The 12,232-nt window shown below is 53.7% G+C and carries 11 protein-coding genes; 5 read left to right on the top strand and 6 right to left on the bottom strand.

What is annotated here, in order from left to right; all coding sequences use genetic code 11:
- Positions 1-2: 2 nt before the first annotated feature.
- The 6 genes from ACR8BF_RS19525 to ACR8BF_RS19500 all read right to left on the bottom strand — a co-directional run bounded on the left by ACR8BF_RS19525 (position 3) and on the right by ACR8BF_RS19500 (position 6,196).
- Positions 3-515, bottom strand: coding sequence for a GNAT family N-acetyltransferase (locus tag ACR8BF_RS19525; protein ID WP_434746197.1), 513 nt, complete (start codon positions 513-515; stop codon positions 3-5).
- A 10-nt stretch (positions 516-525) separates the two neighbouring features.
- Complete coding sequence (locus ACR8BF_RS19520; protein ID WP_434746196.1) at positions 526-1,467, bottom strand: ABC transporter substrate-binding protein; 942 nt, start codon at positions 1,465-1,467, stop codon at positions 526-528.
- Complete coding sequence (locus ACR8BF_RS19515) at positions 1,460-2,791, bottom strand: LLM class flavin-dependent oxidoreductase (RefSeq protein ID WP_179898300.1); 1,332 nt, start codon at positions 2,789-2,791, stop codon at positions 1,460-1,462. Before ACR8BF_RS19515 ends, ACR8BF_RS19520 begins: the two co-directional genes overlap by 8 nt.
- 80 nt (positions 2,792-2,871) lie before the next feature.
- A complete protein-coding gene (locus ACR8BF_RS19510; protein WP_434746195.1) occupies positions 2,872-4,023 on the bottom strand; it encodes an amidohydrolase in 1,152 nt (383 codons plus the stop codon).
- Between the two features lie 19 nt (positions 4,024-4,042).
- Positions 4,043-5,041 carry an MsnO8 family LLM class oxidoreductase gene (locus ACR8BF_RS19505; protein WP_434746194.1) on the bottom strand — a complete coding sequence of 333 codons (999 nt, stop codon included), beginning with the start codon at positions 5,039-5,041 and terminating at the stop codon, positions 4,043-4,045.
- Positions 5,042-5,461: 420 nt separating this feature from the next.
- The gene (locus ACR8BF_RS19500; protein ID WP_179898297.1) at positions 5,462-6,196 is read right to left on the bottom strand and encodes a GntR family transcriptional regulator; all 735 of its coding nucleotides are present in this window, start codon (positions 6,194-6,196) and stop codon (positions 5,462-5,464) included.
- A 445-nt stretch (positions 6,197-6,641) separates the two neighbouring features.
- Here ACR8BF_RS19500 and ACR8BF_RS19495 point away from each other — a divergent pair, with 445 nt between their 5' ends.
- The 5 genes from ACR8BF_RS19495 to ACR8BF_RS19475 all read left to right on the top strand — a co-directional run bounded on the left by ACR8BF_RS19495 (position 6,642) and on the right by ACR8BF_RS19475 (position 12,232).
- The gene (locus ACR8BF_RS19495; protein ID WP_179898296.1) at positions 6,642-7,091 is read left to right on the top strand and encodes a PTS sugar transporter subunit IIA; all 450 of its coding nucleotides are present in this window, start codon (positions 6,642-6,644) and stop codon (positions 7,089-7,091) included.
- Positions 7,092-7,139: 48 nt separating this feature from the next.
- Positions 7,140-7,412, top strand: a complete 273-nt coding sequence (locus ACR8BF_RS19490) for a PTS sugar transporter subunit IIB (RefSeq protein ID WP_179898295.1) — start codon at positions 7,140-7,142, stop codon at positions 7,410-7,412.
- Between the two features lie 39 nt (positions 7,413-7,451).
- Positions 7,452-8,825 carry a PTS ascorbate transporter subunit IIC gene (locus ACR8BF_RS19485; RefSeq protein ID WP_179898294.1) on the top strand — a complete coding sequence of 458 codons (1,374 nt, stop codon included), beginning with the start codon at positions 7,452-7,454 and terminating at the stop codon, positions 8,823-8,825.
- 550 nt (positions 8,826-9,375) lie between these two features.
- A complete protein-coding gene (locus tag ACR8BF_RS19480) occupies positions 9,376-10,938 on the top strand; it encodes a pyridoxal phosphate-dependent decarboxylase family protein (RefSeq protein ID WP_292986212.1) in 1,563 nt (520 codons plus the stop codon).
- A gap of 1 nt (position 10,939) precedes the next feature.
- A complete protein-coding gene (locus ACR8BF_RS19475; RefSeq protein WP_434746193.1) occupies positions 10,940-12,232 on the top strand; it encodes a lysine N(6)-hydroxylase/L-ornithine N(5)-oxygenase family protein in 1,293 nt (430 codons plus the stop codon).

The following is a 12,232-nucleotide window of genomic DNA, read 5'->3' as shown; positions in this document are numbered from 1 at the left end:
CCTTAACTCGCTTCGGCGACGTTATAGCCGCCGATCACTTTGATAAACCGCAGTCGCCCGTCGTGCGGCGGCTGGCCGTAGCGCTCCAGATCGCCGCTGAGGTCAAACTGAGGCTGATAGCCGTGACCGGTATAGAGCCGCACCGCCTCCGGCTGGCGGAAGCCGGTGGTGAGGAACAGCCGCTGATAACCCGCCTGCAGCGCACGCTGCTCCAGCGCCTGCAACACCACCAGCGCCAGCCCCTGACGGCGCAGATCGCTGCGGGTCCAGATGCGTTTCAGCTCGGCAGTCTGCGGGTCATAGGGTTTGTAAGCGCCCATCGCGATGATTTCGTCGTCACGTTCCAGCACAATAAACAGCCCTTGTGGTGGCAGATACCATTCGGTCAGTTCCTGCTCTTTATGCCGGGCAAAGTAGTCGCCGTAGCGCGCGGAATATTCACCAAACAGGCCGCTGAGAATGGGCTGGAGCTCTGGTGCATCGGGTGAAACTTCGCGAAAAGTGGATTCACGCATAGTCAGCTCCTTAGTCGCCCAGCCCGGCGGGATTGATTTCTGAACGGTCGATCTTCTCAACACCCTCGCCCCAGCGGTTCAGCACCTTCTGATAGTCACCGTTGTGGATTACGCCGTTTAGCGCGGTGCTGATCGGTTCCGCCAGACCGCTGCCTTTCTTCACGGTAACGGCGATGTGCGCCGCTTTTGGCCAGCCACCATCGACGCTGCCCACCAGGCGGGTTTTACCGGTCAGTGCCGCTTTCCAGGCACCAATCACGTTAGGACCAAAGTAGGCATCCGCACGGCCCGCCTGCAGCGCCAGCGTTTGAGCAGCGTCATCTTTGGCGTAGATAGGCGTAAAGGCTTTGAGGCCCTTTGCCTGATTCTCTTTATCCCACGCCAGGAGGATCGCCTCCTGATTGGTACCGGAACCCACAATGATCCGCAGCCCGGCGATATCCTCTGCTTTAGTCAGTGACTTTATCGGGCTAGTGGTTTTGACATAAAAACCCAGGGAGTCTTTGCGGTAGGTAGCAACGTCAAACTTCTCTTTGCGATCTTTGGTCACGGTGATGTTGGAGATCGCCGCGTCATACTTGCCCGAGGTCACGCCCAGCGGCCAGTCTTCCCACGACGCAGGCACGACGTTGAGTTTCAGTCCCAGACTGTCAGCGACCAGCCGGGCAATATCGACTTCACTGCCGAGCAGGGTTTTGTTGTCATCGGAAAACACTGTCAGCGGTGGCGAGTTCAGTGCCGCGACCGCCACGGTAAACGAACCCGGCACCACAAAATGATGACTGGCAGGTAGCTGAGCGATGGCGTCCGGATTTTTCACGGTATTAATCGGCGCTTTATTCGCTTCCAGGCTGACGCGCTGGCCGTTATAGGAAACGCTGCTCTCTTCAGCCAGCGCATGACTGCTGGCCGCCAGAACAAGCAGGGCGAGAAGACGCGAGTTTTTATTCATGGCTTGTGCCCTGTTTTAAGGTGAACTGATTAACGGGTTGTTTCAGGGCGAAGCTGTCGCGCAGGGTGCTGCCCGGATAGTCGCGGCGCGTCAGGCCGCGAGCCTGCAGAATAGGCACCACACGATCGACAAAACGCTCAAAAGTATCGGGCGTGCCGCCATTGATGATGAAGCCGTCAGCGGCCTGGGTCTCAAACCACTGCTGAAGACCATCGGCTACCTGTTCCGGTGTGCCGTGAAACAGCGGGCGCGGCGTTGCCGCTTCCAGCGCCGCCTGACGCAGGGTGTGACCGTGCTCTCTGGCTTTGCGTTTTATCTCGTCGGTGGTGCTGCGGAAGCTGTTCTGACCGATGTCGCCAATGTCCGGGAATGGCTGATCCAGCGGGTATTGTGAAAAGTCGTGATGGTCGAAGTAACGCCCAAGGTAATTGAGCGCATCGGTAATCGATACCAGCGCCGCCGTAGTCTGATACTGTCGCTCCACGTCGGCTGCATCATCGCCAACAATCACACTGACACCCTGGAAGATGTGCAGATCCTCTGGCTGACGACCGTTCGCCACCAGTTGCTGCTTCACATCCTGATAAAACGCCTGCGCCTCTTCCCGGGTAGGCTGGTGGGTAAAGATGGCATCAGCATGGCGTGCCGCCAGCTTTTTACCGTCCTCAGAGGCACCAGCCTGGAAGATAATCGGACGCCCCTGCGGCGTGCGGGCAATGTTCAGCGGCCCCTGCACCTGGAAGAAATCACCGTGATGATCGAGAGTATGTAACTTTGCCGGATCGAAGAACTGCCCGCTCTCTTTGTCGCGTACAAAAGCATCCTGTTCCCATGAATCCCACAAGCCTTTCACTACCTGCAGATACTCATCCGCAATGCGGTATCGCAACGCATGCTCGGGATGTTTCTGGCGGGAAAAGTTTTTCGCAGACCCTTCCAGCGGTGATGTAACCACGTTCCAGCCCGCGCGACCGCCGCTGAGGTGATCGAGGCTGGCAAACTGACGCGCCACGGTGAATGGCTCGCTGTAGGACGTGGAGACTGTGCCGACCAGCCCCAGGTGTTCCGTGACGCCTGCCAGGGCAGACAGGAGTGTCAGCGGCTCAAAGCGATTGAGAAAGTGCGGGATCGACTTTTCATTAATAAACAATCCGTCGGCGACAAACAGAAAGTCGAGCTTGCCCTGCTCCGCCTTGCGGGCGATTTTTTTTGCATAATCCAGATTGATGCTGGCATCGGCCTGCGCCGCCGGATGACGCCAGGCGGACATATTTCCCGATGCGCCATGCAGAATAGTGCCCAGCCGAAGTTGTCTTGTAGTCATGATGCTCTCTCTTTTTTTGTCGTAGCGATGCCCGACGGCGGTTATCAGAACCGTCGTGATTGAGTGGGCTGCAGATGAAGTCAGTTCAGAATGGCTTCCCGACATCGCGCATTAAGATGTTGTAGCGCCTGGCGGGCCAGTCGGGCGAAGTAGTCGGCGGCGGGGGCAATCAGCGCCTCATCCGGGGTAAAACTGGCGTGATGGAGACCAAAATCACTGGCGCTGCCGATGCTGACAAACGCACCCGGCACCTGTTGCAGATAGAAGGCAAAATCTTCACCCAGCAGATGCAAATCGGCGGCCTGCACCCGATAACCCGACTGCTGCGCCACTTCACAGCTGAAGTTCGCCCAGTGCGCGTCGTTAATCAGCACCGGCGGGCCGGGATGCCAGCTCAGTGTCGCCTGCGCGCCATTGGCTGCGGCGAAGTGTTCAACCAGCGTGCGCACCCGCTGTTCGAGTTCCGCGCGCAGCTGCAAATCGTGGGTTCGGGCCGTGCCGCCAAACTCAACACCACCCGGCAACACGTTCCAGCTTTTGCCGCCGTCAATGCGGGTAATGCTTAGCACCAGGCTATCCAGCGCACTGAAGCTGCGGCTGGTGAGTCCCTGCAGTGCCTGAATGATCTGGCTGGCGGTGACAATGCTATCGACGCCCTGTTCCGGATACGCGGCATGTGCGCCTTTGCCGGTAACGCGAATAATAAACTTGTCCGCATTGGCGTAGAACGCCCCGCTGCGGGTAGCGAAGGTGCCGACGGGCAGCGAAGGTTCGTTATGCATACCAAAAATGGCCTGCACCTCATCCAGTACGCCCGCGTCAATAAACTGGCGCGCACCGCGAGCAATCTCCTCGGCGGGTTGAAACAGGATACGCACCCGGCCAGGCAACTGATCGGCCTGCGCGTTGAGCTGCAGCGCCGCGCCCAGCATCACCGCACTGTGCAGGTCGTGACCGCAGGCATGCATCACGCCAGGATGGCGGGAATGAAAACGTACCCCGCTCGCTTCATGGATCGGCAGTGCATCAATGTCGGCGCGCAGGGCAATGACCGTCTCCCCACTGCCCGTCTCCGCCACCAGGCCCGTTTCCAGTGGATAATCCAGCAGCCTGATGCCCGCGGCCTCTAACCAGCCCCGCAGTCGCGCGGTGGTCGCAAACTCCTGCCCCGACAGCTCTGGCCAGGTGTGCAGTTCGCGTCGCCATTCGATCAGTTGTGACGTAGGGTTCATGATGATTCTCCACTGAGGTTCAGGCTGCGACCAGATGATGCGTGGCCAGCAGTTCAAGTGACTTCAGGCGGGCAACCGGCTCGGTAATCGGCGTGTCGATAATGAACTCGTCGATATCAAAATTATGATGAAGCGCGTCCAGCTGGGCATGAACCTGTGCCGCCGTGCCTTTCAGCAGTGACGGCGTGCGTGGCTCTATTGTGTAATCCTGATAACCACCCTGCCGTACATAACGTTCAGCCTGCTCCAGACTGGCAACGTTAACGCCCGGGCCATCTTTCACCGCCACGTGATAATGACGCAGACCGGAAACCAGCAGGTCTGCTCCAGCGGGTGAATCGGCCACCACCACCTGCACGGCAACCAATGCGCGCTGGCCATGACTCAGACGGGAGAAGGTACTCAATGCGTGCTCCAGCAACTGACGATCGCCATTCAGGTGGGCTGCAAAGACAAACTGCCAGCCCAGAGAGGCAGCAAGCCGGGCGCTCTCTTCACTGGCACCCAGCAGAAAACGGTTGGCCGGACGTGACGGCAGCGGCGTCGCGGCTAAACCCTCGTCGTCAGGATGTGCCTGCGCAGGCTTCAGCCAGCTATCCAGCCGCTGAAGCTGTTCAGCAAAGCTTCCTTTTCTGGCGGCATCGACACCCTGCTGCAGCGCATGGGTTGAGAGCGGTAACCCGCCTGGCGCCTTCCCTACGCCGAGATCGATACGGCCCGGCGCCAGGGAGGCGAGCAGATTAAAGTTTTCTGCCACTTTATAGGGGCTGTAATGCTGCAACATCACTCCGCCCGACCCGACGCGAATATGACGGGTCTGGGCAATGATCCAGGCAATCAACACTTCCGGTGAAGGACTGGCAAGCTGCGCGGTGTTGTGATGTTCCGCCAGCCAGAAACGGTGATATCCCCACTCTTCTGCCAGCCGGGCCAGCTGCAGGGTACGCTGTAATGCCGCGGTGGGCGTCTCGCCCTGCAGCACGGGTGCCTTATCTAACAGACTTAATCGATATGCCATTCACCTGGTCCTTGTTGATTACGGTTGCTGACCAGTGTGCTGCGCGGTCGAATATTGGTAAAACATCATATTGTTTTATGATTTTCTGGATTCGTCATAATGGGTAGGGCTGAAAGGAAAAAGGCAGGTAACGGCGCTGAAACAGGGTTTGATAATAAGATCTCGTGGATAACACAGCTTATTACCTGAAGGAAATGCGATTAAAACCAGCAAACTGGCAAAGTTATGCAGAAAATCATCTTAAGTATGGAAAGCTCTCAAGCGTTCTGCATCGACGCTGCCTTAATAACAGACATCTGCAATACAACACATTGAAGTCCATTCTGTACTGGCGGAAGAAAGCGCAGAACGTCAGGCAATTAAATAAGCATACTGAGCCTTCAATTGAGGAGAAGATAAGTGGCTACAGCATTATTTTTTCTACGGCCGTTGCGAATTTTGTTTCAACGGGAAATACCGGGTATTAATGATTGCTACATTGACTTCACAGGGGACACCGTCGTCGAGAAAAACGGTTTCATTCAGCTGAATGACCGCATCGCCTTCCGTTAAATTAAGTAACGCAATTGACTGTGTATCCGCAAGATTGACGGCCGTTAAATGCTGATCTCTGAGCTGGACTTTCTTACCAGTAACCTCTTCAATGTAGGCATATTTGGAGATTTCCAGCTTGCTGAACTCCATGCTGTTGAACAGGTTTACTGGCAAATGAATATGTTCCAGCGCCACGGGAATATCATCGAAACACATCAGTCGTAAAATTTTATAAATCTGATCGCTGTTCTTGATACGCAGTGCCTGGGCCATGTCCGCTGAAGGCACCCTGATGATACTCACAGAAATGATTTTTCTGACACCTTTATGGCCGTTTCTCTGCGCCTGATAATCAAAAGGTGAAAGCACATGATACCTGTGCGCCTGGCTACTTATCTCCGTGGAACCTACAAAAATACCCGAACCTTTTACCCGATATATTCTCTGCTGTTCCACCAGAATACGTGTCGCCTCACGCACCGTAGCACGTGTAATGCCAATATTTTTGGCAATTGATATTTCGGTATCCAGCTTTTCTCCGGGTTGAAGGCCATCATCCTTAATTTTATTGAGGATGTAATTAACCACCTCTTTTTGCTTTTCAGTCATGCCATCAGCCATTGGCTTTCTTCCCATTTGAGTGAAGGACAGTCTCCCTCTAATCCGTGTCAGTACAGTTCTGCCTGACATTGCCGGATGAGTACCACTACGGCTCGCTGAATATGTGATCAACTTATCAAATTGGCACTGATGTTAAGCCTGTGCAGCCAAATTTTAACTTTACATGTTGTGTCCGTACACGTCGAAGGACATCATCAGGATGACTAGACACCTTAAACATGTACAGATTTGATAGCGTCGGCGAAATATTAACTCAGGAACACAGTGAGAAACTATTATTTCCGTAACTCTATGAAAAACGGTTTTTTTAACCATTTTGTGTTCTTCAGTTTGTTTCGCTTTTCATGCGCACTGGTTGTCAGGAATTTAAGTGACAACGTTAAAAGGCAGCTTTTTCAATAAACTGACTGTACATATTCAGACATTTTTCAGCAGGAGCAAGGCGATGTCACACCTGGCTAAGTGGTTAAATAACGAAAAAATCCAGTATGTCGAAAGCGTTGCAGACTGGCGTGAAGCGTTAGTCATTGCGGGGCGTCCTCTGCTCCTTGAGGGCGCTATATCGCAGGATTACATTGATGCCATCATTCGACAAAAAGAAGAGATCGGGCCCTTTTTTGTTATCGCTCCGCAGATTGCCATGCCCCACGCGCGTCCGGAACAGGGCGCACACAAGCTGGGATTGTCGATTGTGCTGCTGGGTACACCCGTGAAGTTTGACTCTGAAGAGAACGATCCGGTAAAGGCCCTGTTTATGTTTGCCGCACCGGACAGTAATAGCCATATCGAAATGATTTCCGAACTGGCAGAGGTGCTGTCCGATGAAGAGATCATGACACAGCTCTTTAATGTGACCAGCAAAGAAGCGCTCATGGCGATTTTATCGGGCGTCTGAGCTGCCCGCTGAAACGCGAATTATCATTAACAGTTAATGAGGTTAGATATGAAAATTATGGCGGTTTGTGGTTCAGGTTTGGGTAGCAGCTTTATGATGGAAATGAACATCAAGAAGGTGCTTAAAAAAATCGGTGTTGAAGCGGAAGTCGAACATTCGGATCTCGGCTCTGTTACACCTGATGTGGCAGATGTTTTTGTTATGGCGAAAGACATTGCCTACAGCGCTAACCTTCCGGAACAGAAGGTCATCATCATCAATAACATTATCGACCTGAACGAAGTGGAGCAAAAAATACGCGAGTATTTTGAGAAAAACTGACACGAATAATCAGATAAACACCTTACCCTCGAGGTTAATATGTTTACTCAAAATCTTTTGCAGTTCGTCGTCGATGTGCTGAAAGTGCCCTCCATATTAGTCGGACTGGTGGCATGTTTCGGACTCATTGCGCAGAAGAAGCCGTTTCCTGATGTTATCAAGGGAACGGTTAAAACCATTCTGGGCTTTCTGGTGCTGGCTGGCGGAGCGACTGTCCTGGTCGGTTCCCTGACGCCACTGGGCGACATTTTCAAACATGCGTTTGATGTTCAGGGCATCATTCCGAATAACGAAGCGATGGTCTCTATCGCACTGGCAAAATATGGTGCACCGACCACGATGATCATGGCCTTTGGTATGGTCGCCAATATCATTGTCGCCCGATTTACCCGACTGAAATATATTTATCTTTCAGGGCATGTGACGTTCTATATGGCCTGTATGATCGCGATTATTTTATCGGTTGCTGGCTTTGAAGGTATTCAGCTGATCTACACCGGATCACTGCTCCTGGGTATTCTGATGGCCACCTTCCCGGCGATTGCACAACCTTATATGCGTAAGATCATCGGCGGTGACCATGTCGCCCTGGCGCATACCGGAACCATTGGCTATGTCTTATCAGGCTGGATCGGCTCTTTAGTGGGTAAAGGATCGAAATCCACCGAAGAAATGAACATGCCCAAAAACCTCAGTTTTTTGCGCGACAGTACGATCTCCATCTCTCTTACGATGATGATTATCTACTTAATCCTGTCGGTGTCTGCAGGTAAAGAGTATGTAGAGGCCAACTTCAGCAATGGTCAGAACTACCTGGTTTACTCCTTCATTCAGGCCATAACGTTTGCAGCGGGCGTCTTTATCATTCTGCAGGGTGTGCGCTTAATCCTGGCTGAGATCGTCCCGGCCTTTACCGGCTTCTCTGAAAAACTGGTCCCGGATGCCAGACCTGCGCTGGATTGCCCTATTGTCTTCCCCTACGCGCCGAATGCAGTACTGGTAGGCTTTATCTCCAGCTTTGTGGGTGGCCTGGTTGGGCTGTTTGTCCTCGGTCAGCTACATTGGGTTTTGATTCTGCCGGGTGTGGTTCCCCACTTTTTCTGTGGTGCCACGGCGGGTGTATTTGGTAATGCTACCGGGGGTAAGCGCGGGGCGATTTGCGGTGCCTTTGCTCATGGCCTGTTAATTACTTTCCTGCCTGTTGCCCTGCTACCGGTACTTGGACAGATTGGACTGACCAATACCACCTTCTCAGATACTGACTTCGGCGTGACCGGCATCCTGCTGGGTAATATGGCTCACTTTATGAATAAGGGCACCATTACCCTGATCATCACGGGTATATTTGGCCTGTTAGTGATTTATAACTTCATGGCCAAAAAGAAGGTCCCTGCTGAAACCCATACAGAGTAAACATAACGTGTAATGCAACCCGGTAAGGGCAATGCGCCCTTTCCGGGAGTTTCTGTAAATCCCTTACCGGCTCCGCTTAAATTCCACCCTGGTTCCCATCAGAATGACCCGCGCTTAACGTCAACAAAAGTCTCTTTTCCCGCTCTTTTTTGCCCGCCACTGATGTGTAGTCACTCATCGCAGCCCTCTTTACCTGACATTTACTGGCACTGACTGCTGCAAAAAAAGGACGATTCCGATCGCATAACGTGATCTGAATCACATTTTCCACATTAGGCATGCTAATAAATAAAATTTAACAACAAAACATTTGAATGATAATGATTAACATTTACACTCTCATCCGCATATAACAAAGCGTTAAACGCTGCTAAATCCACAAATAATATGCGGTATTTTCCCTTTTTAAGGTAAAAACCCTGGCCCACAGTGTTGTCAGGGTTTTTATCTGGTTAGTTAGTTTTATGTGTACTGGAGTTATTGAGCGGACATCCAACGCTGCTGGCTTTTTGCTGGCAGGGTCACTGGTAATCACGCACAGGAACTGAACATGCTTTTACGCTCATCCACTCAGGCGGCTCTGGATCTCGCGCCAGCCTCCAATGCCAGCGGTGCCGAAACGGCCATTTTTAACGATCAGCAACTGGCGGCCTGGTCGCAGCAGACTCAGGAGGTGCTGGCGCTGATGACCCGTACCGTTACCGGCGTAGAGAAGCCCTTCAGCGGTATTCTGCCCCACGAACTGGCGGCGGAGTTCAGCGAGGTCGATCTCGATCGCCCGCTGGGCAATAACGATGATGCACTGGCGGAGTTGAGCCAGCTCTATCTTCGTGACGCCGTCTGGTTTCACCACCCTAAATACCTGGCCCACCTGAACTGCCCGGTGGTGCTGCCCTCGCTGATGGCAGAGCAGATCATGGCCGCGGTGAACAGTTCCGTGGATACCTGGGATCAGAGTGCAGGCGGCACGCTGATTGAGCAAAAGGTGATTGACTGGACGCTTGGTCGTATCGGTCTGCCTGCCGGTTCCGATGGGATCTTTACCAGCGGCGGCACCCAATCCAACCTGATGGCGATGCTGCTGGCGCGAGACAGCTGGTGTGCCGCGCATCATCCGGGACACCTGATCAAGCATCGTGGCCTGCCAGAGACCGCGTCGAAATGGCGCGTGTTTACCTCCAAACTGAGCCACTTCAGCATTCAGAAGTCGATGGCGATTTTAGGGCTGGGCTATGACGCGGTTATCGCCGTCGATCACGATGATCATTACCGCATGGACGCCCAATGCCTGGCGCAGGAGATTGCGCGCTGCCGCAGTGAAGGGCTGATCCCGATTGCCGTGGTCGCCACCAGCGGCACCACCGACTTTGGCAGCATCGATCCGCTGCCGGAAATCGCTCGTCTCTGTGACGATTACGGTTTATGGATGCACGTTGACGCCGCCTATGGCTGTGGCCTGCTGGTTTCTGAAAATCATCGTTCCCGTCTGAATGGCATTGAGCGCGCGGATTCCGTGACCGTTGATTATCACAAATCGTTCTTCCAGACCGTCAGCTGTGGCGCGTTCTTTGTGCGGGACAGCCACAATCTGAAGCATGTCACGCACCATGCGGATTACCTCAATCCACTCAGCGCACAGCAGGAAGGCACGCCGAATCTGGTCAATAAAAGTATTCAGACCACCCGCCGCTTTGATGCGCTGAAGATGTGGCTGACACTGCGCGTCATGGGCCCGGCAGCGCTGGGTGACGCCTTCGATACCCTGATAGATCTGACACAGGCCGCGCATCAGCTGTTAACGGCGCATCCGGCCATTGAAGTGCTGCACGCGCCTGAGCTGACCACGCAGATTTTCCGTTACGTTCCCGGCAAACATACCAGCGACGCGCAGATCGATGAGATCAATGCTGCCATCCGTAAAGCGCTGTTCCGCTCCGGTAATGCGGTGATTGCGGGAACCAAAGTGGATGGACGGCAGTATCTGAAATTCACCCTGTTAAATCCCACCACGACCATTGCCGACATCGAAGATGTGTTGAGCCTGATTGCGCATTATGGTCGCGAGCAGGTTCGTGCCTCAGCGTTGAGCGCGGCGAATCAGGGAGCAATCTGAAATGAATAATCCTGTTTACGATTTTATTGGCATCGGCATTGGCCCTTTCAACCTGAGTCTGGCCTGTCTGAGTGAGCCGGTTGAGGGACTGAACGGTATTTTCCTGGATGAGAATCCGGGCTTTGACTGGCACACCGGCATGATGCTGGAAAGTGCCCATTTGCAGACGCCGTTTATGGCCGACCTGGTGACACTTGCCGATCCAACCAGTCCTTACAGCCTGCTTAACTACATGAAGGAAAAAGGAAAACTATACTCTTTTTATATCCGTGAAGATTTCTTCCTGATGCGCAAAGAGTATAACCAGTACTGTCAGTGGGCCAGCTCGCGCCTGTCCAACCTGCGGTGGAACAGCCATGTCGAGTATGTCAGCTACGATGAAGCAGCCGGGATCTATCAGCTTCAGGTGACCGATACCCGAAGCGGCGAGAAGCAGCACTATCAGGCGCGTCATCTGGTGCTCGGCACCGGACCAAAAGCCTGGATGCCGTCGTGCAGCCAGCCGCACCGTCAGCGCCTGACACACTCCAGCCATTATCTGGCCAACAAAGCGGAACTGCAGCAGAAGCGTTCGATTACGGTACTGGGCAGCGGCCAGAGCGCGGCGGAAATCTACTACGATCTGCTGACCGATATCGATCGCTTTGGCTATCAGCTCAACTGGATCACCCGCGCGCCGCGTTTCTATCCGCTGGAGTACACCAAGCTGACGCTGGAGATGACCTCGCCGGAGTGGGTGGACTATTTCCACGCCCTGCCCGCCAGCACCCGCGACGAACTGAATGCCCGCCATAAGAATCTCTACAAGGGGATTAACAGCAGTTTAATCAACGATATTTACGACCTGATGTATGTCAAACAGCTCGACGGGGATCTCAACGTCAACCTCTTTACCCATTCGGCGCTGACCGCGATGCGCTGGTTGCCCCAGGGCGAGTTCGAGCTGACGCTGCATCAGGAGGAGCAGGATTGCACCTTCACCCGTTGCACCGAGGGACTGGTGATGGCAACCGGCTATCACTACCAGCCACCGATGTTTTTAGAGGGCATCCACGCCCGTCTGCGCTGGGATGACAAAGGCCGCTATGACGTGCAGCGCAACTACAGCATCGACCATCACAATCAGATCTTCGTGCAGAACGCCGAGCTGCATACACACGGTTTTGTCACGCCTGATCTTGGTATGGCCTGCTACCGCAACTCGGTGCTGTTGCGTGAACTGACCGGACGCGAGGTTTATCCCATCGAGCGTCAGATCGCCTTCCAGACCTTCCCGGCTAAATCGGAGCACTGA

Origin of the sequence: Candidatus Pantoea rara, assembly GCF_051136265.1 — a bacterium.
Taxonomy (GTDB): domain Bacteria; phylum Pseudomonadota; class Gammaproteobacteria; order Enterobacterales; family Enterobacteriaceae; genus Pantoea; species Pantoea rara.
This window is presented reverse-complemented; position numbering and strand designations above follow the sequence as displayed.